The sequence below is a fragment of the Streptomyces sp. CNT360 genome (assembly GCF_000424785.1).
This window is the reverse complement of record NZ_AUKO01000020.1, coordinates 93,985-117,884: the sequence shown is the minus strand read 5'-3', so window position 1 is coordinate 117,884 and position 23,900 is coordinate 93,985. Positions and strand designations below refer to the sequence as shown.

Below are 23,900 nucleotides of genomic sequence, written 5' to 3'. Positions count from 1 at the left end.
ATGGGCGGCTTCACCGTTCCCAAGTACCGCTATCCCGCCCAGTTCACGGACGGCGGGCGCCACCTGCTGGCGCGGATCGAGGAGGTGCTGCTGCGCGGCGGCTACGTGCTGGGCGAGGAGGTCGCCGAGTTCGAGCAGCGCCTCGCCGGATACCTCGGCGCCGCGCACACCGTGGGCGTCAACTCCGGTACCGACGCGCTGATCCTCACCCTGGACGCGCTCGGGATCGGTCCCGGCGACGAGGTCGTCACCGTGGCGAACTCCTTCCACGCCACCGCCCAGGCCATCGCCCGGCGCGGTGCCACACCCGTGTACGTGGACTGCCGCGACGACGACTTCCTCATGGACCTGGACCGGCTGCCGGAGGCGCTGACCGACCGCACCCGCGCCGTCATCCTCGTCCACATGTTCGGCAAGGCGGCGGATGTGCCCCGGGCGGCGCGCCTCGCCCGGGACGCCGGTGTAGCCCTCGTCGAGGACTGCGCACAGGCCATCGGGGCGCGCAGCCACGGCGTCCGCGTCGGCACCGCCTCGGCGGCGGGCTGCTGGAGCTTCGCACCCTCCAAGAACCTCGCCGCCGCAGGCGACGCCGGTGCCATCAGCGTCCAGGACGACGAGCTGGCTGAGCGGCTGCGCCTGCTGCGGCACTTCGGCCAGCCGGAGCAGAACCAGCACGAGATCCTCGGCTACAACTCCCGCCTCGACACCCTCCAGGCGCTGGTCCTGCTGCACAAACTGGACCGGCTGGACACCTGGAACGCCCGCCGCGCCGAGGTGGCCGCCACCTACCGCGAGCGGCTCGCTCCCCTCCCGCTGCGCTTCCAGGCACCGGGCGAGGACGGCGAACACGTCTACCACCTCTTCCAGGTCCGAACCCGGAACGAGACGGAACGCGACGGACTGCTGGCACACCTGACCGCCTCCGGGGTGGACGCCGTCGTCCGCTACCCCGTCCCCCTGCCGCACCAGCCGGCACTCGCCGGGCCCGCTGCCGGGCGGCAGCACTTCCCGGTGGCCCAGGAACTGGCCCGGCAGACCCTGTGCCTGCCCGTACGGCCCGACCTGGACGCCCGCGAGATCGCCCACGTCTGCGACGCGGTCACCGGATACTTCGCCGCCGGGAGATCCTGATGGGCACACCCGTCCTGGAGACCCGCGTCCGCACGCCCGCCGACGACACCGAGTTCGAGGACTACCTGACCCTGGCCCGGCACGCCTTCGGCAAGACCCCCTACGACCACCCCACGCTGCGCAGCCACGGCGTCGCGGCGGTCGCGGTGCGCGGCGCACAGGTGCTGGGCGGGGGGCTCTTCCTGCCCTTCGCCCAGCACTTCGGCGGGCGGCCCGTCCCCTCGGGCGGCGTCGCCTGGCTCGCCGTCGCCCCCTGGGAACGCGGCGCCGGACTCGCCCGCCGCCTCACCGAGGAGGGCACCGACCGGCTCCGCCACGAGCACGGCGCCCATCTCGCCTGCGCCTGGACCCCGGCACCCGGCGTCTACCGGCGCTGGGGCTGGGAAGCAGCCGCCGTCGCCTCTTCCTGGGAACTCACCCCCGCCGAACTGCCCCGCCCGGCCGACGGTTTCGAGACCGTCGTCCCCGACGAGGCCGCCTGTGCCCGCCTGCGCGAGAGACTCACCCCCGGCTGGAACGGCCCCCTGCGCCGCCCCGCCTGGTGGCACGGCTGGAAACAGCGCACCCTCCAGGAGACGCAGAACCCGCTGACCCTCGGTGTCGCCCGCGAGTCGGTCCTGAGCGGATACGCGACCCTCACCGTCGAACCGCACCGCCCCTGGGGCGTGGCCGCGGTGGTGCACGACCTGTGGCACGACGGACTGGAGGCGCTGCCCGCCTTGCTGGCAGCCGTCTGCGCCAGATCCCCCCAGGTGCGCCTGATCCGCTTCCGCCGCTCCGTGCTGCCCCGCCCCAACCCGCTGAAGTGGGTGCTGGACCAGTACGCGGTGCGCGAGGACGGCTGGTACCCGTGGGTGCTGACCCTCCTCGACGTGCGGCGCGCCCTGGAAGCCCGGGGCTGGGACCCCCACCCGCGCGGCAGCGTCGGACTGGAGGTCGTCCCACCGGAGGGCGGAAGCACTGCACACTGCCTGACGTTCGAGGACGGCACACTCCACACCGAGCGCGGCAACGGACCCCGGGCCCGGCCCGTGCGGCTGCCCGCCACCACCCTGGCCGCCTGGTACGCCGGCGCACTGCCGCTGCGGCACGCCGCCGCCCTCGGCATGGCCGAGGGCGACCCGCGCGACCTCGCCCTGCTCGATGCCCTGGCCGCCGGCCCCACCCCCTGGCTCCCCGACAGCTTCTGAAACCGGCGGGCCCCGCACCACGTCACCCGACAGCCCCTGCGAGGAGGGCGCACGCATGTGTTCGACGAAGGTCACCGGATGAGGCGGCGGACCGCACAGCCACCCGCCGGGCCCGCCCTCCGCCCCCGAGGGGACCAGTGATGCGGGCACCGGTCACGACGCTGCTCGTCATCGCCAAGGAGCCGCGCCCCGGCCGGGCGAAGACCCGGCTGAGCCCCGCCTTCACCCCGCACGGCGCGGCGGCACTCGCCGCGGCGGCCCTCACCGACACGCTGCGGGCCGTACTGGCGACCCCGGCCGCCCGCCGCGTCCTGGTCCTGGACGGCAGGCCGGGGCCCTGGCTCCCGGGCCCGGAGGACGGCGGCGACCGCATCGAGATCGTGCCGCAGGGCAGCGGCGGCCTCGACGCGCGGCTGGCCGACGCGTTCGCCCTGTGCGACGGTCCGGCGCTGCTCGTCGGCATGGACACCCCGCAGCTCAGCCCCGCGCTGCTGGCACCCGCCACCGGGCCGCAGGCATGGCGCGATCACGACGCCTGCTTCGGCCCGGCGGCCGACGGTGGCTTCTGGGCGCTGGGCCTGGCCCGGCCCGACCCGGCGCTGCTGCGCGGCGTCCCCATGTCCACCGCCACCACCGGCGCCGCCCAGCGCGCCCGGCTGACCGAGGCGGGGCTGCGGGTGCGCGACCTGCCCGTGCTGCGGGACGTGGACGAGCCCGACGACGCCGCGGCCGTCGCCGCCGAGGCGCCGGGCAGCGCCTTCGCCGCCGCCCACGCCCGGCTGCGCGACGTGCCGACGTCCGCCCCCGGCGGGCCAGGGGCGGCACCGGCATGACGGCGCAGGCGCGGCCGGGGCCAGGAGCCTGGAGCGAGGACCCCTACAGCCGGGCCATCGGCACCGGCCGCGGGCCGCTCCGGTTGCGTACCGACGGCGACCTGGCCCTTCCGCTGGACGTGGAGCGCTGGTGCGGCACCGTGGACACCGCCGACCTGACAGTCCTCGACCGCTGCCGGGGCAGCGTGCTGGACATCGGCTGCGGCCCGGGCCGCTTCGTCACCGCGCTGCACACGCAGGGCCACCCCTGCCTCGGCATCGACCTCAACGCGGCGGCCGTGGCCCGCACCGTACTGCGCGGCGGCCGTGCCCTGCGCCGCTCCGTGTTCGACCCGCTGCCGGAAGCCGGCAGGTGGGACACGGCGCTGCTGATGGACGGCAACATCGGCATCGGTGGTGACCCGGCGGCGCTGCTGTGCCGGGTCGCCCAACTGGTACGGCCGGGCGGGCTGCTGATCGCCGAGATCGCCGCCCAGGACGTGGACGAGCGGCTCTGGGTACGCATGGAGAACGCCCACGGAGTCGCCGGAAGCCCTTTTCGGTGGGCCCGCCTGGGCGCCCCGGCACTGCACCGGCTCGCCCGGCCCGCGGGCTGGTCCCCGGAGGACGGCTGGTCCAAGGACGCCCACGAGTTCGTCGCACTGCGCCGGAACCGGCCCGGGCCGGGGCCCCGCCACCCGGTCGGCGCGCCACCGCCGCCCCGTGCCATGATCCACAGGTGAGGGGAGCGCGGCCCGCGGGCCGCGAACCGACGCCTGTGAGCAGCCCGGAGGAACGTACGGTGAAGGGGAACTGGCCCGGCGGAACCATGCGCGCCGCACGCATCACCGACCTCGGACGCACCGACCTCGCCGAGGTGGAGGTTCCCGCCCCCGAGCCGGGCACCGTACTGGTCCGCACCCGGCAGGTGGGCATCTGCGGCACCGACCTGGAGATCCTGCACGGCACCTCCGCCTTCCTCCAGGACGGGCGGATCACCTTCCCGCATGTGTTCGGGCACGAGTGGTACGGGGAAGTGGCCGCCTACGCCGGGGAGATGCCCGAGGGCGCCCCCGCCGTCGGCTCGCCCGTGGTCGGCCGGACGATGGTGCCGTGCGGCAGGTGCGCCGCGTGCCACGCCGGGCGGTCCCAACGCTGCACGGCGCTGCGGGAGACGGGACTGTACGGCCTGCAGGGCGCCGCCGCCGACTACGTACGGGTTCCCGTGCACGCCGTCACGCCGCTGCCCGCCGGACTTCCGGAGCCCGCGGGGGCGCTGATCGAGCCGGCGGTCTCCGTGGTGGAGGCCTACGAGCGGGCGCGGCTCTCCTTCGACGACCGGGTGGCCGTCATCGGCACCGGCACGATGGGCCTGCTCGCCGTCCAGTTCGCACACCGCCACGCCGCCGCGGTGGACGCGATCGGCATCGATCCGGCGGGGCTCGACCTGGCGGTGCGCTGCGGCGCCGACTCCGCCCACCACGCCGACCGGGCCCCCTCGGGCGCCTACTCCCTGGTGGTGGAGGCCTCCGGAGCGGCCGCCGCATTCACCGGGGCACTGCGCATGGCACGGCGGGGCGCACGGGTGGCCCTGGTGGGCGTCGCCCGGGAGCCCGTCTCCTTCGTGCCCGGCGAGCTCTCCCTCCAGGGCGTCGACGTGCTCGGCATCCAGCACGGCATCGCCCACTACGACCGCACGGTCGCCCTCTTCCAGCGAGGCGTGCTGGATGCCGGTCCGCTGCTGGCACAGGTCGTGCCGGCCGTCTCGACGCAAGCCGTGCAGGAAGCCTTCGCGCTGCTGGAGCACGGCAGGAGCGGTCCGCCGAAGGTGCTGCTGGACTTCGGCCCGCCGCCGACCGGGCGCTGAACGCGCTCCGCCCCGCCCCCGGCGGGCGGGAGCGGGGCGGGCAGCGGCGGTCGCGCCGCGTGCTCAGTGGGCCGAGCGGGAGGCGCCGCCGAACAGCCGGGCGACCGCACGGAAGGGAAGCGTGACGACGGTGGCGACGGCGCCGCCTATGGCACGCAGTACGTCGGCGATGGCGCGGAGCATCAGATCCTCCTCGAAGAGCCGGCGTGTGTCATTCCGCCTCCCGGGTGGCCGCTGACGCGAGGGGTAAACCCCCTTTCACCACAGCGTGCCGACCGCCTGCGGAGCGAGCGCGCCGCGTTCGAAGTCCAGCAGATGGCGCTTGCGTTCGATGCCGCCGCCGTACCCGGTCAGCTGCCCGGTCGAGCCGACGACCCGGTGGCAGGGCACGACGATGCTGACGGGGTTGCGCCCGTTGGCCAGGCCGACGGCCCGCGCCGCACCCGGCCTGCCGATCTGCTCGGCGAGCTGCCCGTAGGAGAGGGTCTGCCCGTACGGGATGTCTTCCAGCGCGGCCCACACGGTGCGCTGGAACCCGGTCCCTTCCGGGGCGAGCGGCAGGGAGAACTCGGTGCGCTCCCCGGCGAAGTACTCACCGAGCTGTTCGGTCACTGCGCCGAAGGCCCCGGCGTCGCGGACGCCGAACGTCTCCTGGGCGGGACGGTGCCGGTGCGGTTCCATGTAGAGGCCGGCCAGCGAGCCGTCGGTGGCCACCAGGGTCAGCGGTCCGACGGGGCTGTCGATGACGGTGTGCGTGCGGTGCATGGCGCGTCCTTCCTGATTCCCCTCCAGTCTCGCGGCTCGCGAGGGCGGGGACCGGCGGAAATGCGACATGGCGATGGTCACCCCCGCACGCGGCCCCGCCCCGGGCGGATGTCACCCGTCCCAGCGTCGCCGCGCCGAGGCCACCCGCTCCCGGTACTCCGCGTACCGCTTCTCGTACAGCACCCGCTCCGCCTCGTCCGGTTCGACCATCCGGTGGTGCGCGTGCCACTGCTCCTCGTCCACGGGGTCGCCCAGCGCGGCGTGAGCGACCAGCGCGGCGCCCCGCGCGCCCACTTCCGGCTCCAGGGGGACGCGCACGGGCCGTCCCAGGATCCCGGCGAACGTGCGCAGCCAGCCCGCCGAGCGGGTGCCACCGCCACAGGCGGCCAGCTCATGTGAGAGTCCGGCGGCCTCCAGACAGTGCCGCGCCGCGTAGCCGACCGCCTCGCACATGGCGCGGACCAGGTCGGCGCGGTCGTGCGCCAGGGACAGGTTCTCGAAGGAGGCGCGCGCGTCGGGGGAGACGAACGGGGCGCGCTCGCCCGCCTCGGACAGGAACGGCAGCGCCGTCACCCCGCGCGCACCGGCCGGGCTCGCCGCCAGCAGTCCTTCCAGGTCCCCCGTGGCGGCGCCGACGACGCCGAGCGCCCAGTCGATGCCCGCCGTGCCGACCATCGCGGGCATCGCCCGTAGCCAGCGGTCGGTCCGCGGGGTGCACAGCCACATCCCGGCCGGCTCGCCGTCCCGCTCCGCCGACGGTGCCGCGCGGTCGGTGAGGACCTGGCAGGCCAGCGTGGTGCCGACCGTCAGCAGTCCGTCGCCGGTCTCCCGCACACCGCTGCCGAACGCGCAGGCCGGCAGGTCGTAGGGGCCGGAGGTGACCGGCAGCCCGCCCTCCAGGCCGAGCAGGGCGGCACCCTGCCCGTCCAGTTCCAGGACGGTGTGCGGCGCGGCGGGCGCGGGCAGCAGGTGGGCGAACTCCTCGACACCGCAGGCGGCCAGCGCGGCGGGGGAGTAGGTACGGGTGCCGGGGTCGAGGAAGGGCAGGGTGGCGTCGGAGGCGTCCACGCTGACCGTGCCGGTCAGCCGCTGGGCCACGGCGTCCACGCAGTACCCGGCGACCGCCGCCCGCTCCAGCACTTCGGGCTCGTGCTCGGCCAGCCACGCCAGCAGCGGCCCGTGGCAGCCCGGAAAGAGGCCCGAGCCGGTAGCGCGGAAGAGCTTCTCGACCGTGCCGTCCCGCTGCCAGCGCGCGACGAGCGGGGCGGCACGGGCGTCCATCCACGAGATCATGCGCCGGACCGGTCTGCCCGCGGCGTCGCGCAGCCACAGCCCGTCGCCCTGCCCGGTCAGGGCGAGCGCCGCGGGACGCCCCGGCAGCGCCGCCGCGACCTCCCGGACCACGTCCGCGACACCGGCCAGCACTTCCTGGAGGTCCTGTTCGACGACGCCGCCGGGGGCGCGCAGCAGCGCGGAGCGGCGCGCGGCGGTGTGCAGGCAGCGGCCGTCACGGTCGAAGGCGACGGCCTTGGTGACGGAGGTGCCGATGTCGACGCCGATGAGCGCCCCGGGGAGCGAACCGGTGGTGGTGGTCATGGCCGTACGTCCTCCAGACGGCAGTTCCGCACTGTCCCCGCGTTCTCCACACCGAGGTTGTTATATTTATAGCGCTCGACGTGAAGAAACCCAATGGCCGCACCGCGACGCGACGCCCTGGAGGACGTATGACCGCCCGGCTCCTGCTCGTACGGCACGGCCAGACCGTCTGGCACGCCGAGAACCGTTACGCAGGGATCTCCGACGTCGCGCTGACGCAGGACGGGCTGCGGCAGGCCGAGGAGCTGGCCCGGTGGGTGGCCGAGCGCTCCCGTGCGGCGCCCGTCCACGCCGTCGTCAGCTCGCCGCTGGAGCGGGCGCGGCTCACGGCCCGACCGGCGGCCCGCGCTCTGGGGCTGACGCCCACCGTCGTCGAGGGGCTGCGCGAGGCCGACTTCGGCTGGGGGGAGGGCCGCACCATCGCCGAGATGACCGCCGACGACGCCGACCTGGTGGCCGCCTTCCAACAGGACGCGGAGGCCGGTGCGTTCCCCGGTTCGGAGCCGCCCACCGCCGTCGCCGCCCGGGTGTGCGCCGCCCTGCGCGAGGTGGCGGCGGCGCACGAGGGCCGCACCGTGCTGGTCGTCGCGCACAACACCGCCTTCCGGATCGCGCTGTGCGCCCTGCTCGGCATCCCCGTCGGCCGCTACCGGCACGTCCTGCCCCGGCTGGAGAACGCGGCCGTCACCGAGATCGAGGTGGCCGGAGCCTGTACTGCGCTGCGCTCGCTGAACGTACCGACGGCGGCCCCCGTCCACCCCGCGCAGGGCGCGCCCCGCTCGACCCCCGCGGCCGCGGGCTGAACGGGGCGAGCACCGTGCCCCCTCCCGCCACCTCGCCCACCGGCTCCGCCCGCTCGCAGGAGAGCCGGCGGCAGCGCATCGCCGAACACGTCGTCGCGCACGGCACCGTGAGCGTCAGCCACCTGGCCGAGACCGTGGGCGTCAGCGTGATGACCGTCCACCGCGACCTGGACGCGCTGGCGCGGCGGGGCGTGCTGCGGCGCTTCCGCGGCGGTGTCTCGGCGCTGCCCACCAGCGTCTTCGAGAGCAACCTGGACTACCGGCTGGGTGTCCACGTCCCCGAGAAGGAGGCCGTCGCCCGCGTGGCGGCCGACCTGGTCGAGCCCGGCATGTCCGTGATGCTCGACGACTCGACCTCCGTTCTCGCGCTCGCGCCGCTGCTGCGCGACAAGGCGCCGCTGACCGTGCTGACGAACGCCCGCCGTGTCCTGGACGTCCTCGCCGGGTGCGAGGAGATACGGCTCATCGCGCTGGGCGGCGAGTACAGCGCCACCCACGACTCCTTCCTCGGGGTGCCCTGCGTGGAGGCCATCGAGGCGATGGCCGTGGACCTGGTGCTGGTGAGCACCTCCGCGATGGATGCCCGGATGACCTTCCACCAGGAGCAGGACGTCGTCCTCGTCAAACGCGCCATGCTCGCCTCCGGCGCCCGTGCGGCGCTGCTGATGGACCACTCCAAGGTGGCGCGCACCGCACTGCACCGGCTCTGCCCGGTCACCGATTTCGACCACGTCGTGGTGGACGCCGGGGTCGACGACAGCCTCGTGGCCGACCTGCGGGAACACGTCACCGTCCAGGTTGCGCCGCGGGCGGGCTGAGGCGGGGCGGCACACCGACATCACACAGGGCGTGTGAAATTAACTCCACCGCTGACCTTTTCGTCCCGTGCAAGCCGCGGGCCGGTTGCCGCCGTAGAAGGGTGAGTCAGTATGCACAGCTCCGTCGTCGCCGGGATCGACGTCGCCACGGCCGCCGTCCGCGTCCTGTGCGTGGACGCGCGGGGGACGGTGGTGGCCGAGGGACGGGCCGCACTGCCCCCGCCCGTCCGCGGCGCCGACGGCCGCAGCGAGCAGGACGCCACCTGCTGGTGGCCGGCGACGGCCGAGGCTTTGCGCCAGGCCACCGCCGCCCTGCCCGCCCGCGGAGCCGAGGTGCGCGCCGTCGCCGTCTCCGCGACCTCCGGCACCCTCGTCCTCACCGACGCGGACGGCACCCCGCTGGGCCCCGCAGCCATGTACGACGACCGGCGGGCCGCGGACCACAACGCCCGCGCGCAGCGCGTCGGCGCGGACCGGTGGCGGGCGCTCGGGCTGACTGTCGGTCCCACCGCCGCGCTCGGCCGCGTCGCCCGGTACGCCCAGGAGTGGGCCGGGGACCCTCGCGCGGCCCGGATCGCCCACACCCCCGACCTGCTCGGCCGCGAACTGACCGGCGTCCCGGTCGCCGCCGACTGGAGCCACGCGCTCAAGACCGGCTACGACCCGCGCGCCGAGGAGTGGCCCACCGAGGTGCTCGACGCCCTCGGGGTGCCGCCGCACTGGCTGCCCCCGGTCCGGCCGCCGGGCACCTGCGTGGGCACCGTGAGCGCGGCTGCCGCCGCCCGCACCGGGCTGCCCGCGGGCTGCGGCGTACGGCTCGGCATGACCGACGGCTGTGCGGGACAGCTCGCCACCGGGGCCGTGTCCCCGGGGCAGTTCGTCGGCATCCTCGGCACCACCTACGTCCTCAAAGGCGTCACCCGCGACCTGGTGACCGACCCCGCAGGCGCCCTCTACAGCCACCGCCACCCGGACGGCTGGTGGCTGCCCGGCGGCGCCTCCAACACCGGCGGCGAAGCCCTCGCCCACCGGGACGGGACGGACCTGGCCGCTCTCGACGAGGCCGCCGCAGGACGGGGCCCCGCCTCCTGCGTCAGCTACCCCCTGCGCCGGGCCGGTGAGCGCTTCCCCTTCGTCGCCGGTGACGCCCGCGGCTTCACCCTCGGCGTCCCCACCGACGACGCCGACCGGCACCGCGCCGACCTGGAGGGGGTCGCCTTCCTGGAGCGGCTCGCGCTGGACCGGATGCGCGCGCTGGGCGTCCCCGTCTCCGCTCCGCTGCACACGGCGGGCGGTGGCAGCCGCAGCGCTCTGTGGACCCGCATCCGCGCCACCGCTCTCGGGATCCCGCTGCGCGTCGCCCCTCGCGCCGAGACCGCCCTGGGCGCCGCCCTGCTGGCCGCCGCCGGCACTCTCCACCCCACCCTGGAGGCCGCCGCCCACGCCATGACCCCTGCCGGGCGTACTGTCGACCCCGACCCGGCCGAGAAGGCCGCGCTGGACGACTCCTACACCCGCTTCACCGAAGCCCTCACCGCCCGCGGCTACCTCACGGCCGCCTCCCTCGACGGCCATGCCACCCTCGGGTGAGGCAAGAGCCGGGGCGTGGCACAGAGCGCGCTGGACCGGTCACCCCGAATGGCACCCGGCCCACGGCTTCCTCCAGGATCTTCACCGGAGACCTGGCTATGGCGTTGGTAGGCGGTGGGAGCACGCCGAGCGGGGCGCCGTCCCTGCCGATCTCCTGCCTCCGCCGCCGGATTCCCTCTCCTGGCAGGAGGCCGGCGGATTCCCGGAAGCCTTCAGCACCGCCTTGGACGCCCTGATCACACCCAGGGCCAAGTATCCGCAAGCGACCGTGTCCTGGTCAGCGGCGCGGCAGGGGGCGCGGGCACAGCCATGCTCCAGGTCGCCGCAGTGTCCGGCGTGCATACCGTGAGCCCCGCCCCGGACCGACCCGGGCGGGCGTCCGGTGCCGAGTCGGGACCCGGCAGCCGCCCGGCAGCTCCAAGCGGACGCGCCGCAAAGCCACTCAGGTGCGGTCCACGTCGTCGGCCGCCTCAGGTGCAGGTGCCTGCTCCGCCATGGTGCGGGGCCCGTCGGCAGGGCGGTCGGAGGGGAACCAGAGGGCGACGGCGAGCGCGGTCAGAACGAGCAGCGCCGCCAGGGCGAGGGTGGCCGTGTGCATGCCGTCGGTGAAGGCCCGCACCACCGCACCCCGCAGCCCGGGATCGGCGGTGCGGGCGCGGGCCTCGGCCACCGTGCCCGGCGCGTCGGGACCCCGCAGCGGTGCGGGGAGGCGGGCGGTGAAGACAGCGGTGACCAGGGTGCCGCTGACGGCGATGCCGAGGGCACTGCCCAGTTCGCGGGCGAGGCTCTGGAGGCCGGAGCCGGTGCCGGCCCGTTCCGGCGGGAGGGCGGACATCATCGCGTGCGACAGCACAGGGGTGGCGATGCCGCAGCCGAGCGCGGTGAGCGTGGCGCCCAGCCCGTAGACCGCGTACGGAGTGTGGGCGGTCACGGTGGAGACCACGCACAGACCGGAGGCCAGCACCAGGATGCCGCCGGCCGCGGTGGCCCGCCGTCCCGCGAGCCGTTCCACCAGCAGCCCGCAGCGTGGCCCCACCAACAGCCCGGCGGCCATCGGCAGCAGCCGGACGCCCGCGCCGAGCGCGCCGTACCCCTTGGCGTACTGGAGGTACTGGCCGTTGAGGTACATCAGCCCGAACATGCCGGTGAACAGGGCCGCCATGCCGAGGGCACCGGCCCGCACGGCGGGCCGCAGGAACAGCCGGGGGTCCAGCAGCGGGTGCGCGGCGCGCAGTTCGTGCCGTACCCACCCGCACAGCAGCCCGGCGGCCAGGGCACCGGCGAGCAGCACGGAGGGGCCGGTCCAGCCGGACTGGGGTGCGGCGACGACGGCGTAGAGCAGGGCGAGGAAGCCGCCGGTCAGCAGCGCGGTGCTGCCGGGAGCGAGAGGGCGGGGGTGGCGGGGTGCGACCGGTGCGGCGACGGCGGCCAGCGCCAGTGCGGCCAGCGCGAGCGGCAGGACGCACGCAAAGAGGCTGCGCCAGGTTCCGTACTGGATCGCGGCACCGCCGCCGAGGTTGCCCAGGACGGCGGCGAGTCCGGTCATGGCGGCCCATACGCCGACGGCGCGCCGTCGCCGGGACTCGGGGACGCCCTCGACGAGCAGTGCCAAGGTGGTGGGCAGCACGGCTGCCGCGCCCACGCCGCTGAGCGCCCGCCCGGTGATGAGCACCGCGATGTGCGGCGCCGGCGCGCACAGCAGGCAGCCCAGGGCGAAGACGCCCATACCGCACAGCAGCGTGCCCTTGCGTCCGGCGCGGTCGGCCAGTGCACCGGCGGGAACCAGCAGGCAGGCGAAGACGACGACGTAGCCGTCCACGACCCAGACGACCTGCGCGGCCGAGGGGTGCAGCGCACTGCCGGACAGGTCGGGGACGGCGAGGTTGACGGCGGAGACCATGCCGACGACGAGGGTCACGCACAGGCACATCGCGCAGGTCAGCAGCCGGGTCCGGACGGGTGCCTGCCCGGCGGGTACCGGCGCGCTCACAGCCGCTCCCCTTCCGTCCGCCCGAGGCGCTGCGGGGTGCCTCCGCGCGGCGCCGCCGGCACCTGCGCGCGCAGGACGAGCCGGTCGCCGCGTACGTGGATGAACTCCAGGTCGGCGGGGCGCCCGTCGGCCAGCCTGGTGAGCCGTTCGAGCGCCAGTACCGCGCCGCCGGCCTCCGGCATGCCCAGCACCGCGCGGGTGGCCGCGTCGGCCGTCACCGCCTGCACGCACAGCTCGGCTCCGCCCAGCGGGGCGCCGGCCACCGTCTCGATGAGATGGAAGACGTCCCGGTGCTCCAGCACCTTCCGCTCCAGTGCCAGCAACGGCTCGCCGATCTCGGGGAGGAGGTAGGTCGAGTCCAGGGACAGCGGCACCCCGTCCAGCGTGCGCAGCCGCTCCAGGTGCACGGCCTCGCCCTGCTCGCCCAGGCCCAGGCGCCGGGCAACGGCGCGCGGTGGCCGCACCGGACGGGCCTCGCGTACCCGGTTGACGACGTCGCCGTGGTGGTGGAGGACCTCCGCGAGGCCGGCCAGCCCGTCCAGCGGGTGGGCGTAGGCGCGGCCCACGACGACGGTGCCCACGCCGCGCCGGCGCTCCACCAGCCGCTCGTCCCGCAGCAGCCCCAGCGCCTCGCGCACGGTGTTGCGGCTGACGCCGAACTCCGCGATCAGCGCCCGCTCGTCGGGCAGTACGCCGCCGCCGAAGGCGCCGTCGAGCACCTGCCGGCGCAGCACGTTCGCCACCTGTCGCGCGCGGTCCGCTCGCGTGGGACCGGCTCCGTCCGCAGTGGTGTCCATGCGGCCCGACGCTAGGGCAGCGGTGTTGCGGCAGCGTTACGCCACCCCACCTGACCTGCGGTCACGCTGTGAACAGCGGTTTTTGTGGCGGAGCGGGGGACTTCCGCCGCCGTGCTGCGCGCCGGCGCCCGCGGGTGCGCACGCAGGGCCTCGGAGCTCAGAACGGGTGCCAGCGCACCGTCGGGTCGCCGTCGCGCAGGGAGGCCACCCGCCGCCGGAACTCCGCGAGCGCCGCCGGGTTGCCCGGCGCGTGCTGCGAGACCCAGGCGCAACTGGCCGTCTCCCGGGCCCCGCGCAGCACGGCGCACCCCTCCCACTCGCGGACGTCCCAGCCGTAGGTGGTGCAGAACGTCTCGTACTCCTGGGCGGACAGCCCGTAGCGGTCGTGGCTGAGCGCCATCACCACCAGGTCGTGCTCGCGCAGGTCGAAGGAGAAGGTCTCCAGGTCCACCAGCAGGGGCCCCTGCGGGGTGACGTGCACGTTGCGGGGCAGCGCGTCGCCGTGCACCGGGCCCGGCGGCAGGTGGGGGACGAGACCGGGGAGGGAGGCGACGATGTCGTCGCGCCGCGCCCGCAGGAACGCCGCATCCTCACGCGGTACGGCGTGCCCGGCCAGCCGCAGCCACCGCTCCACGCCGGCCATCAGCTCGCGCGGCGGCAGGGCGAAGGGCGGTTCGGGCAGAGCGTGCACCAGTCGCAGCAGCCCGGCCAGGTCGGCGGCGCCTGCGGGGCGTACGGCGGCGGGCAGCCGCTGCCAGAAGGTGACGGGGTGGTCTCCGACGAGCCGGGCCGCGGGGTCGGCCGCCCGGACCGCCGGCACCCCCTCGTCCGCCAGCCAGGCCGCCACCCGCAGTTCGTGCTCGGCCCGGGGCAGCAGACCGGGGTCGCGGCCCACCCGTACGACGGTTCCGTCCAGGGCGAAGACGGCGTTCTCGCCGAGCGACACCAGGTCGGCGGTGCCGCCGGGGCCGCCGGTCGCGGCCGCCAGTACCTCGCGGGCCAGGTCCTCGGTGAATGCCTCGCTGGGCGCCATCGGCTGTGCTCCTCGCTCTCGGTCGGTGGGTTCCCAGGCTGTCAGGTGCCCGCTGACGGGCCTGCGCCGCCCCGGCCCAAATGCGGCGTATCTCTCATCTCGTGCGCGCAACCGATGCCGCCTCCGGGTGGTCTGGGTCATTGACAGGCGCGGAAGAAAACGGGCAGTTGGGAGCAGGAGTTGCACAGCAAGCGGGGCAGCAGGCCGTCGGTCGTGGCGACGGCTGCCGCGGCGGGCACGGTGGCGGTCGGTCTGCTGACGGCGTACGTCCAGGCGAGCACGGGGGACGCGCGTGCCGGCGCGCACCCCGGCTGGGAGCAGAGCGTCCGGGCCTCGCGTGTGCCCCAGCAGGCGGCGGCTCCGCACGGGAAGCCGAAGGCCGTGCCGCACGGGCGGTCCCGGGCGCAGCAGAAGGTGAGCCGCGGGATAAGCCACCACGCCGAGCAGGGGGGCCGCACGGTGGCGCTCACCCTGGACGACGGGCCGCACCCGCAGTGGACGCCCAAGGTGCTGGACCTGCTGCGCCAGTACCACGTCAAGGCGACCTTCTGTCTGACAGGTCCGAACGCCGAGCGCTATCCGAAGCTGGTCGGGCGCATCGTGGCCGAGGGGCACCGGCTGTGCGACCACTCGGTGGACCACGACACGGGGATGGATCACAAGCCCGTCGCGTACCAGGAGCATCAGATACTCGGCGCCCAGAAGATGATCGACAGGGCCTCGGGCGGCGCGCCGGTGTACTACTACCGGGCTCCGGGCGGCGCGTTCACGCCCGACAGCCGCCGCATAGCCGCCGGGCACGGCATGCGCCCCCTGGGCTGGACCGTCGATCCGGGCGACTGGCAGCTCCCCGGGACGGAGGCGGTACTCCGGCGCGCGAAGGAGCAGACCCAGGACGGTGCGGTGATCCTCTTCCACGACGGCGGGGGCGACCGCTCGGAGTCGTACGAGGCGTTGCAGGCGTTCCTGCCCTGGCTGGAGGAGAACGGCTACGGATTCGGCTTTCCGAAGGCTTGACCGGACTCGGTCGGACGTTAAAGTCTAGACCAATCCCTGATGTGCTCTCCCTCTCACCGAAGGAGCTGAGATGCACAAGAAGCCGTTCACCCAACGGAAGTTAGCCGCACTGGCCGGTGCCGCGCTCGCCCCGGTCCTGGTCCTCGGGCTCACCGCGACCCCGGCCGGTGCGCACGGCTGGATCACCGACCCGGCCAGCCGCCAGGCCCAGTGCGCCACCGGCGTCGTCGAGTGCGGTGACATCCAGTGGGAGCCGCAGAGCGTCGAGGGCCCCAAGGGGCTCAAGGACTGCGCCGGCGGCAACTCCCGCTTCGCGGAACTGCGCGACGACAACAAGGGCTGGCAGGTCACCGACGTCGGCTCCTCGGCGACCTTCAACTGGAAGCTGACGGTCAAGCACGCCACCAGCACGTGGCAGTACTTCATCGGCGACACGAAGCTCGCCGAGTTCGACGACGGCGGCGCCGTCCCGGGTGAGGTCGTCTCGCACAACGTCGACTTCGACGGCTTCTCCGGGAAGCAGAAGGTCCTGGCCGTCTGGAACATCGCCGACACGGGCAACGCCTTCTACGCCTGCGTCGACGTCAACATCGGCGGCTGATCCCCCCACCGTCCGTCCTCTGCCCAACCCTCAGTGCGACGGGCATCCTCGGCCACCCCCTCGCCAGGGGTGGCCGAGGCCGCACCGCGAGCGGCCGCACGCCGCTTCCCGCCGTCCGGCGCGTGCCTTCCAATATTTCGCGGTTTGCGAGTCACCGACGTGCGGGAGTTATCCGTTGTCGCCGCCCATCACTCTCGATCGCTGTCGATCACGGTCTCATCCGTCGCGTGTGTCACGGCCAACTCCCTTTTCCCGTACGTCGATACGCGGGGCCGATTGCGACACGCCGAATCCCGCGTCGCCGCGAAACGGGTTTCCGGTGCTCCCGCCCCCTCGACTGCCGTAATTTCAGGGGGAGTTCACAGGCGGAGCAGCAATCCTATTATGGGCAGCCTTATGGGGAAACCGTTTGCTCCAAACCGGTATTGCGGCACGCTCCTTGCAAGACGGCCCGCTGTGGCGAGCCGGGAACCCCGACATCCCACTCCTTGCAAGGAGGTCCCGTTGCCCCTTGCCCTCCTGGCTTTGGCCATTGCGACATTCGGTGCGGGCACGGCCGAGTTCGTGATGATAGGTCTACTGCCCGAGGCCGCCTCCGACATGGGGGTAAGCATCTCCGATGCGGGCGGTTACGTCTCCTTCTACTCCCTCGGTGTCGTCATCGGCGCACCGCTGCTCACCATTGCGGGTATGCGGGTGCGCCGTAAGACCATATTGCTGTCGATGACAGGTCTGTTCATTTTCGGAAACACCGCGTCAGCGCTGGCTCCGAGCCATGAACTCCTGTTGGCGGCACGACTCACGGCGGGACTGCCGCACGGCGTGTTCTTCGGAATCGGCGCCGTGGTGGCAGCCGGACTCGTGCGGCCGGAAAAACGCGGCCGGGCGCTCTCGCTGGTGCTCGTCGGCGTGCCGATGGCCAACATCGTCGGCTCTCCGCTGGGCACGCTGCTGGGCCAGACGGTCGGCTGGCGGTGGACGTTCATCGTCGTCGCGGGGATCGGCGTGTTCGGCCTCATCTCCCTCGCGGCGCTCGTCCCTTCCCAGCAGGAACCGGCTCGGGGCAGCGTGCGCGGTGAACTCGGCCTGTTCAAGAGACCTCAGGTATGGCTCGCCTACGCCGTGGTGGTGTTCGGCTTCGCCGGCACCTCGTCGTTCTACACCTACATCCAGCCGCTGGTCACCGAGGTCAGCGGATACACGCCCACGGCGGCGACGGCGATGCTGGCACTGGCCGGGGCGGGCATGACGGTGGGGACGGTGCTCGGCGGACGGCTCGCCGACTGGCCGCTGCGCACCATCTGCGGCGCGCTGCTGACCCTGTCGCTGTCGCTGGCGATGATCCTCGTCACGGCCCAGAACACCGTCCTGATCGCGGTCAACGTGTTCCTCACCGGCATCGCGGGCATGGCCGCCATCCCCAGCGTCCAGGCCCGCATCCTCGACCATGGAAGAAACGCGCCCGAACTGGGCTCCGCCAGCATCCAGTCGGCCTTCAACATCGCCAACTCGCTGGGGGCCTCCCTCGGCGGCATGGTGATCGCGGCGGGCTTCGGCCTCACTTCGCCGAGTTGGCTGGGTGCCCTGCTGGCGCTCACGGGCGCCTGCTTCGGACTGCTGTCCGGCTGGATCGACCGCACCACCCGCTCCTTGCAGGTGGCCGCCTCGGCACCGTCCTGGAAGGGCGTCAAGTCGGAAGCGTTATGCAACCGAGCGGGTGCCGGGACCCCGTGGCGCGGAACGGTTCGGCCGTTCCGCGCCACGGCGCTGTCCGGGGCGCGCCGCACGCGCGGGCAGGGCGTTCAGCTCGTCGCGGGGGACGCGCCCGGCTCGTTGGTCCACCGCAGCACGGCGCCCATCCCGCCGACCGGCAGATCGTCGTCGGCCGGAGCCACCAGCACCTGCGTGTCCGAGGCGATGGCGCTGCGCAGCAGGGCGTCGTCCGCGCGGGCGGGTGCGGCCTCGGTGGCGCCGAGGTACTGGAGCTCGGAACGGCGTACCGCGAGCTGGTCACCGTCCGTACCCACCCACACCTCGCGCTCCCTGTCGGCGCCGCCCGGCCGCACCACAAGGGTGTCCATCCGGTGCTCACGGGCCGCCTCCACCAGGGAGGGCACGCCCTCGGCGACGGCCGCACCCGGGGAGTCCTCGGGGCTGTGGCCCGGCGTATGGGCGGCCCTGAGCCGGGTGAGGGCTCCGGCCGTGTGCCGCTCGACGAACTCCTGGCGGGCCCGTTCGGTCTCCCGGTCCAGCAGTTCGGTGGCGGACCCGGCCGCGCGGCCGCCGTGCGAGGTCTCCACCGCGGCGTCCCGCAGTTCCCGGGGCAGCTTCTCGTGGACCGCGCGCCGCTCGCGCGGATCGCCGCTGAGCACCAGCACGTCGGCGCCGGACTGCCGGAAGCGGGTCGCGACGGCGTCGGCGATCACCCCGGCGTTGCTCTCCCAGGTGTTCTCGACCTTCAACTGGAAGTGCTTCTCGGAGGGTTCCCCGGTGTTGGTGCGGTGCACCGGCCACTCCTCGCCGCGCGCCTGCCCGGCCTCCCGGGTCCCGCGCGCGTCGACCAGCTCGAAGTCGGCGCCCGTACGGTCGATGCGCGCCGTCAGGCACAGCGGGTCCTCACCCGTCAGTTCCGGCAGCGGACCCAGGTGCGGCAGCGCCGACCAGCACACCTGCATGCGGTCCGGTGCCCGGCTCAGCGGCAGGTCCAGCACCACCTCGCCGTCCGCCGCGAACACTGCGCTGCCCTGCGGCTCGGTACGGGGTGAGCGCTCCGTCAGGTGCGCGGTGACGGCGTCCACGGTGGCCGCCCCGGCCCCCTGCCGCGCCAGTTCGTCGCCCGCGGCGCGGGCCGTCAGGCGGCGCTCTTCCCCCGCGCTCTCGGTGGCCCGGGCCGTGCCGACATAAGCGGTCGCCCACGGCCCGGTCCGGTCGAGGAGGGGGGAGAGGGAATCGAGGCGCATGGTTCCTCCCTGTCGTCGAGGGGCGGTGTGCACATGTGAATCTCCGGCGGGCCGACCGCACCGCACGGGCCCGCGGCCGACCGCACCTGCGGTCCACGCGGGTACCCCTCGCCCCGGGACCCGACACAACCGTCATCCGGCACATTCGTCCTCCTTCCTCCCGCGGCCGGTGCCTCGTCGCCTCCCCGCGGGTATGGCAATCTGTGGTGGACATGCCAGTATCCGGGCATGGTGTCTCCGAGTGACCTCCTGCCCGACGAGGCGATCCGGCTCGGTGCGCCCGCCACCGACTGGCAGGGCGCGCTCCGCGCGGCGGGCGACCTGCTCGTCGCGGCGGGCAGCGCCACCGACGCCTACACCGAGCAGATGATCCGCAACGTGACGGACCACGGGCCCTACATCGTCGTCGCGCCCGGTTTCGCCTTCGCACACGCACGACCCTCACCCGCGGTGCGCCGCACCGGCATGGCCTGGGTGCGGCTGTCCGAGCCGGTGGTGTTCGGGCACGAGACGAACGACCCGGTCGACCTGGTGGTGGCTCTCGCCGCCGAGGACCCCTCCCAGCACACGTCCGCCATGGCAGCCCTCGCCCGTCTGCTGGGCGACCCGGATACCGAGGCCGCGCTGCGCCGGGCGGACACCCCGCAAGCCCTGCGCCGGGTGCTGGAGCGCCAGGACGGTCACCGGGCCCGGGGCGGTACCGGGACGGGGGTGCACACCCTCCTCACCGTGTGCGGCAACGGTGTCGGTACCAGCCTCTTCCTCAAGAGCACCGTGGAACAGGTGCTCCGCCGCTGGGGGTGGGAGCGGTACGTGAGAGTCGAGGCGACCGACACCGTCTCCGCGAAGGGCAAGGCGGGCGAGGCGGTCGCCGCCCTCACCTCGCGCGAGATCGCCCGCACACTCGGCGACATCGGCGTCCCGGTGCAGGTGGTGGCGGACTTCACCAGCACCCGGCAGGCCGACGCCGCGCTCCGCGACATCTACGACGTCTGAGAACGGAAGGCCCCCGTGGACTGGCTGGTCCCCCTCGCGAAGTTCCTCGTCAACGAGATCCTCAGCGTCCCCGCGTACCTCATCGGACTCATCACGGCGCTCGGCCTGGCAGCGCTGCGCAAGCCCGCGGGACAGGTCGTCGGCGGTGCTGTCAAGGCGACCCTGGGCCTCCTGCTGATCGACGCGGGCGCGGGGCTCGTCGTCAGCGCGCTGGGGCCGCTGGGGAAGATGATCCAGGGCGCCACCGGCGCGCACGGGGTGATCCCCACCAACGAGGCCATCGTCGGCATCGCCCAGGAGCGCTTCGGTGCCCGGGTCGCCTGGCTGATGCTCGTCGGCTTCGGCCTCGGCCTGCTGCTGGCCCGCTGCACACCGCTGCGCTACGTCTTTTTGACCGGCCACCACATGCTGTTCATGGCCACCCTGCTGACGATGGTGCTGGCGTCGGCCGGACTCCCGGCGTGGGCCGTGGTGACGGTCGGCGGGGTGCTGCTGTCGGTCCTGCTGGTGTCGATGCCCGCGTTCGTCCACCCGTGGACCAGACGTGTCACCGGCAACGACACCGTCGCGCTGGGCCACTTCGGCACGGCCGGCTACGTGACGGCCGGAGCCGTCGGCCAGCTCGTCGGCCGGCGCAGCCGCAGCACCGAGGAGATGAAGCTGCCCGAGGGACTGCGCTTCCTGCGGGACTCGATGGTCGCCACCGCGCTGTCCATGCTGCTCATCTACCTGGCCGTGGCCGTGGCGTACGTCGCCGAGGCCGGGCGGCACACGGCCTTCAAGGCGTTCGCCACCGGCGGCGGAGCACCCGCAACCGACCTCGGCGACTACCTGATGCGAGCCGTCATGCAGGGCCTGCAGTTCGGCATCGCCGTCGCCGTCATCCTCTTCGGCGTCCGGACGATCCTGGGTGAACTCGTCCCGGCCTTCGAGGGCGTCGCACGGAAGGTCGTACCGGGAGCCGTGCCCGCGCTGGACGCCCCGATCCTCTTCCCGTACGCGCCCAACGCCGTGCTCGTCGGCTTCCTGTGCAGTTTCACCGGAGGGCTGGCCACTCTCGCGCTGCTCGCCTGGGTCCTGGGGCCGGCCTTCGGGCTCGCCCTGGTACTGCCGGGACTGGTGCCGCACTTCTTCACGGGCGGCGCCGCAGGGGTCCTGGGCAACGCGACCGGGGGCCGGCGGGGCGCTGCGCTCGGCGCCTTCTGCAACGGCGTGCTGATCACCGTGCTGCCCGCGGTGCTGCTCAAGGTGCTGGGCCCCTTCGGGGACGCCGACACGACGTTCGGGGACGCCGACTTCGGCTGGTTCGGCTCCCTCATCGGCTTCGCCGCCAAGGCGGGCACCGGGACGGGGGTCGCGCTGGTGCTGGCCGTGGGCGCCGTCGTGCTGGCGGGTGCCGTGCTGGTGCAGAAGCGGGTGGTCGAGCCGGGCTGGGAGCCCGGAGCGCGCCGTGCCGCCTCGCTGCCGGAACCGGAGCCGGAGCGGTCCGCCTCCGCCGACACCGCCTCCGCCGTGCCGCGCCGCTATGCCAGGATTCCGCCGCCCGCCGGAGCCCCCGCCCCGCCCCCCTCACCCGAAGAGTGACCGGCGACGGCCCGAGCAGCGACCGGGGGCCTCGGAGGGGCGGCCGGGAACGCCGCGTAGGGCGCCGCTTCTCAGCTGTCCGCTCCCCGTACGGCCACCGCTGCGTCCCGTCGCGTCCCGCCTGGGATGTCGGTGCCCACTGGTAGGACTCGGCACAACGACTGAGGCCCCGGGAGGATCCATGAGCGTACGGCACGTCACCTCGGCCGACGGCACCCGCGTCGCCTACGAAAGGCTCGGCGACGGGCCGCCGGTGGTGCTGGTCGGAGGCGCGCTCAGCGTCCGCGGGACGGGGGCGCCGCTGGCCGAGCAGCTCGCGGAGCAGGGGATGTGCGCCGTCGTCTACGACCGCAGAGCCAGAGGCGACAGCGGCGACACCCCGCCCTACGCGCCCGAGCGCGAGGCGGAGGACCTCGCGGCGGTCGCCACCGCGTCGGCCGCGGACGGCAGCACGGCGGCCGGGCCGAGCGGTGGGGCGGTGCACGCGTTCGGCATGTCGTCCGGCGGCATCGTCGTGCTGCACGCGGCGGCACGAAAGGACACCCCGCTCAGCCGGATCGTCGTGTTCGAGCCGCCCTTCACCGGCGCCGGCGGCCGACCGCAGGAGGCGGGCCACGCGCGGCGGTTGGCCGCTCTCGTGGGCGAGGGCCGCCGCGCGGAGGCGGTCGCGTACTTCATGGCGACCGTCGTCGGTCTGCCGTCCCAGGCCGTCGAGGAGGCCACAAGGTCACCGGGCTGGGCCCGGATGGAGGCGCTCGCCCACACCCTGGTCCACGACACGACGCTGCTCGGCGACGCGGCCCTGCCGACGCGGACGCTGTCGGCGGTCGGCCTGCCGGCGCTGGTGCTCAGCAGCGAGGCCAGCACCCCCGAACTCACCGAGGCCGCCCGTGCCACGGCCCAGGCACTTCCGCACGGCCGGCACCGTGCCCTCCCGGGCGCCTTCCACCACGTCCCCCCGGCAGAACTCGCCCCTGTGGTAAGGGACTTCCTGCTCGGCTGAATCGCGCCGGACCCGCGCAGTCCCACGCCGCCCCGCGCCGGGTCGGGACCTGGCCGCGGCGGGCCCCCTGCTCCACGAGGCGGGGCCGGCCGGGCAGGGCCGGGGCCGCTGCGGACGTCGCAGGAGACCGGGTGACCGCGTTGCGCACCCGGGTTCTACACTCCCTGATCATGCCGAACGACGCCGGGAACCCCGCCACCCCGCAACCCCCGCTCTTCGACACCATGGCCACCATGCGCGCCATGCGCCGTCTGAAACCGGACCCCGTGCCCGAAGCGCTGCTGGACCAGCTCATCCAGGCGGCCGTCTGGGGCCCCAGCGGGGGCAACATGCAGCGCTACGAGTACGTGCTGGTCACCGACCGCGCCGTCATGGAGCGGCTGGCGCCGCTGTGGAAGCGCTGCGTCGACGCCTACCTGGCCACCACCGGCAAGCACGGACCAGAGGGCATGGACGAGGCCGCGTACGGGCGGATGGTCGCCGCCATCGAGTACCAGCGAGACCACTTCGCCGCCACACCGGCCCTCGTCATCCCCTGTTACCGCATGCCCGCACAGGCCCCGGACGAGGAGGGGCTGCGGGCCTCGGCGCAGGCGCTGGGTGAGGCCGCCACGCGCGAGCTGGCCCGCACACAGGAGCGGTTCGCGGCGTTGGCGGAGGGCTCCTGCGTCTACCCGGGGGTGCAGAACCTGCTGCTGGCCGCGCGGGGTCTCGGCCTCGCTGCCAACATCACCATCTGGCACCTGATGCTGGAGGACGAGTGGAAGCAGGCGCTGGGCATCCCCGCGGACATGCACACGTTCGCCGCGATCCCCGTGGGCTGGCCGCAGGGCCGGTTCGGTCCGGTGCGGCGGCGCCCGGTGGCGGAGGTCGTTCACCGCGACCGCTGGTGAGCAGCCGACGGTCCCGCCGGTGTTCAAGCCTCGCCCATGGCTTTCCCAACCGGGCCATGGAACGGGACCGTCCGGGGAAGCCACTCGCGTGTCCGGGGGTGGCCCGGCAGGAGTGAGCAGGCGGGGGTGGAGCCATGGCGGGGACAGCGAGCGGAACCCGGCGGTGCGCGGCGGCCGACGAGGCGGATCCGACACCGTGCGAGGGGCGGCGGCGTGCGGTCACCGTCGTCGAGCGGAACGGAGCCCAGCACACCGGATGCATCCACCACGCCGCCCGGCTGCTCGCCAGCCTGGACGGGGCCCGGCTGCACCCCTCCGCCGCCGTACTGCCGTGGGCCTGCGAGGTCTACTGCCGGGCCGCCCAACTGCCGCCGTTCGCCTGGCAGGTCGGGCGCTGACGCCACGCGCCGCGCGTGGGTACTCGGCAGGGGCCCCGCCGCAGTGATGGGATGCG

The 23,900-nt window shown here is 74.3% G+C and carries 22 protein-coding genes and 1 pseudogene; 16 read left to right on the top strand and 7 right to left on the bottom strand.

Annotated elements, in window-relative coordinates; genetic code table 11:
* The 5 genes from H297_RS0118505 to H297_RS0118485 all read left to right on the top strand — a co-directional run bounded on the left by H297_RS0118505 (position 1) and on the right by H297_RS0118485 (position 5,000).
* Complete coding sequence (locus H297_RS0118505; RefSeq protein ID WP_027738283.1) at positions 1-1,131, top strand: DegT/DnrJ/EryC1/StrS aminotransferase family protein; 1,131 nt, start codon at positions 1-3, stop codon at positions 1,129-1,131.
* Positions 1,131-2,321 carry a GNAT family N-acetyltransferase gene (locus H297_RS0118500; protein ID WP_486589564.1) on the top strand — a complete coding sequence of 397 codons (1,191 nt, stop codon included), beginning with the start codon at positions 1,131-1,133 and terminating at the stop codon, positions 2,319-2,321. Before H297_RS0118505 ends, H297_RS0118500 begins: the two co-directional genes overlap by 1 nt.
* Positions 2,322-2,461: 140 nt before the next feature.
* The gene (locus tag H297_RS37055) at positions 2,462-3,154 is read left to right on the top strand and encodes a DUF2064 domain-containing protein (RefSeq protein WP_051351961.1); all 693 of its coding nucleotides are present in this window, start codon (positions 2,462-2,464) and stop codon (positions 3,152-3,154) included.
* Complete coding sequence (locus H297_RS37050; protein ID WP_051351960.1) at positions 3,151-3,876, top strand: methyltransferase domain-containing protein; 726 nt, start codon at positions 3,151-3,153, stop codon at positions 3,874-3,876. The genes H297_RS37055 and H297_RS37050 overlap by 4 nt, the downstream gene beginning before the upstream one ends.
* Positions 3,877-3,935: 59 nt before the next feature.
* Positions 3,936-5,000, top strand: coding sequence for a zinc-dependent alcohol dehydrogenase (locus tag H297_RS0118485; protein ID WP_486589563.1), 1,065 nt, complete (start codon positions 3,936-3,938; stop codon positions 4,998-5,000).
* Positions 5,001-5,063: 63 nt separating this feature from the next.
* On the opposite strand, the gene H297_RS44360 is transcribed toward H297_RS0118485, so the two are convergent.
* From H297_RS44360 to H297_RS0118470, 3 genes are all read right to left on the bottom strand, one after another.
* Complete coding sequence (locus H297_RS44360; protein ID WP_486589562.1) at positions 5,064-5,183, bottom strand: LPFR motif small protein; 120 nt, start codon at positions 5,181-5,183, stop codon at positions 5,064-5,066.
* A 75-nt stretch (positions 5,184-5,258) separates the two neighbouring features.
* Positions 5,259-5,765, bottom strand: a complete 507-nt coding sequence (locus tag H297_RS37045; RefSeq protein ID WP_037794625.1) for a methylated-DNA--[protein]-cysteine S-methyltransferase — start codon at positions 5,763-5,765, stop codon at positions 5,259-5,261.
* A gap of 111 nt (positions 5,766-5,876) precedes the next feature.
* Positions 5,877-7,361: an FGGY-family carbohydrate kinase gene (locus tag H297_RS0118470; protein WP_027738280.1), complete on the bottom strand. Its 1,485-nt coding sequence runs from the start codon at positions 7,359-7,361 to the stop codon at positions 5,877-5,879.
* A 128-nt stretch (positions 7,362-7,489) separates the two neighbouring features.
* Here H297_RS0118470 and H297_RS0118465 point away from each other — a divergent pair, with 128 nt between their 5' ends.
* The 3 genes from H297_RS0118465 to H297_RS0118455 all read left to right on the top strand — a co-directional run bounded on the left by H297_RS0118465 (position 7,490) and on the right by H297_RS0118455 (position 10,572).
* Positions 7,490-8,164, top strand: a complete 675-nt coding sequence (locus H297_RS0118465; protein ID WP_027738279.1) for a histidine phosphatase family protein — start codon at positions 7,490-7,492, stop codon at positions 8,162-8,164.
* A 14-nt stretch (positions 8,165-8,178) separates the two neighbouring features.
* On the top strand, positions 8,179-8,982 hold the full coding sequence (locus tag H297_RS0118460; RefSeq protein WP_027738278.1) for a DeoR/GlpR family DNA-binding transcription regulator: 804 nt from the start codon (positions 8,179-8,181) through the stop codon (positions 8,980-8,982).
* Between the two features lie 111 nt (positions 8,983-9,093).
* Positions 9,094-10,572, top strand: a complete 1,479-nt coding sequence (locus tag H297_RS0118455; RefSeq protein WP_027738277.1) for an FGGY family carbohydrate kinase — start codon at positions 9,094-9,096, stop codon at positions 10,570-10,572.
* 442 nt (positions 10,573-11,014) lie between these two features.
* On the opposite strand, the gene H297_RS37040 is transcribed toward H297_RS0118455, so the two are convergent.
* The 3 genes from H297_RS37040 to H297_RS0118440 form a co-directional block, all read right to left on the bottom strand.
* Complete coding sequence (locus H297_RS37040) at positions 11,015-12,562, bottom strand: MFS transporter (protein WP_486589561.1); 1,548 nt, start codon at positions 12,560-12,562, stop codon at positions 11,015-11,017.
* Positions 12,559-13,359, bottom strand: coding sequence for a GntR family transcriptional regulator (locus H297_RS37035; RefSeq protein ID WP_078514266.1), 801 nt, complete (start codon positions 13,357-13,359; stop codon positions 12,559-12,561). The genes H297_RS37040 and H297_RS37035 overlap by 4 nt, the downstream gene beginning before the upstream one ends.
* A gap of 157 nt (positions 13,360-13,516) precedes the next feature.
* Positions 13,517-14,392 carry an aminoglycoside phosphotransferase family protein gene (locus tag H297_RS0118440; protein ID WP_027738276.1) on the bottom strand — a complete coding sequence of 292 codons (876 nt, stop codon included), beginning with the start codon at positions 14,390-14,392 and terminating at the stop codon, positions 13,517-13,519.
* A 180-nt stretch (positions 14,393-14,572) separates the two neighbouring features.
* On the opposite strand from H297_RS0118440, the gene H297_RS0118435 reads away from it, so the two are divergent.
* From H297_RS0118435 to H297_RS41800, 3 genes and pseudogenes are all read left to right on the top strand, one after another.
* On the top strand, positions 14,573-15,409 hold the full coding sequence (locus H297_RS0118435) for a polysaccharide deacetylase family protein (RefSeq protein WP_027738275.1): 837 nt from the start codon (positions 14,573-14,575) through the stop codon (positions 15,407-15,409).
* 70 nt (positions 15,410-15,479) lie between these two features.
* Positions 15,480-16,010, top strand: a complete 531-nt coding sequence (locus H297_RS0118430; protein WP_027738274.1) for a lytic polysaccharide monooxygenase — start codon at positions 15,480-15,482, stop codon at positions 16,008-16,010.
* Positions 16,011-16,394: 384 nt separating this feature from the next.
* Positions 16,395-17,480 (top strand): annotated as a pseudogene (locus tag H297_RS41800) (MFS transporter); the annotation flags it as partial.
* 332 nt (positions 17,481-17,812) lie between these two features.
* Here H297_RS41800 and H297_RS0118420 read toward each other — a convergent pair.
* Positions 17,813-18,970 (bottom strand): baeRF2 domain-containing protein, encoded by a 1,158-nt coding sequence (locus H297_RS0118420; RefSeq protein ID WP_027738272.1) that lies wholly within the window; start codon positions 18,968-18,970, stop codon positions 17,813-17,815.
* Between the two features lie 228 nt (positions 18,971-19,198).
* Here H297_RS0118420 and H297_RS0118415 point away from each other — a divergent pair, with 228 nt between their 5' ends.
* From H297_RS0118415 to H297_RS0118395, 5 genes are all read left to right on the top strand, one after another.
* On the top strand, positions 19,199-19,966 hold the full coding sequence (locus H297_RS0118415; protein ID WP_027738271.1) for a PTS sugar transporter subunit IIA: 768 nt from the start codon (positions 19,199-19,201) through the stop codon (positions 19,964-19,966).
* A gap of 15 nt (positions 19,967-19,981) precedes the next feature.
* Positions 19,982-21,550 carry a PTS ascorbate transporter subunit IIC gene (ulaA, locus tag H297_RS0118410; protein WP_027738270.1) on the top strand — a complete coding sequence of 523 codons (1,569 nt, stop codon included), beginning with the start codon at positions 19,982-19,984 and terminating at the stop codon, positions 21,548-21,550.
* 181 nt (positions 21,551-21,731) lie between these two features.
* On the top strand, positions 21,732-22,553 hold the full coding sequence (locus tag H297_RS0118405) for an alpha/beta fold hydrolase (RefSeq protein WP_027738269.1): 822 nt from the start codon (positions 21,732-21,734) through the stop codon (positions 22,551-22,553).
* 170 nt (positions 22,554-22,723) lie between these two features.
* Positions 22,724-23,446 (top strand): nitroreductase family protein, encoded by a 723-nt coding sequence (locus H297_RS0118400; RefSeq protein WP_027738268.1) that lies wholly within the window; start codon positions 22,724-22,726, stop codon positions 23,444-23,446.
* A 134-nt stretch (positions 23,447-23,580) separates the two neighbouring features.
* On the top strand, positions 23,581-23,844 hold the full coding sequence (locus H297_RS0118395) for a hypothetical protein (protein WP_027738267.1): 264 nt from the start codon (positions 23,581-23,583) through the stop codon (positions 23,842-23,844).
* The last annotated feature ends 56 nt before the right edge of the window (positions 23,845-23,900 follow it).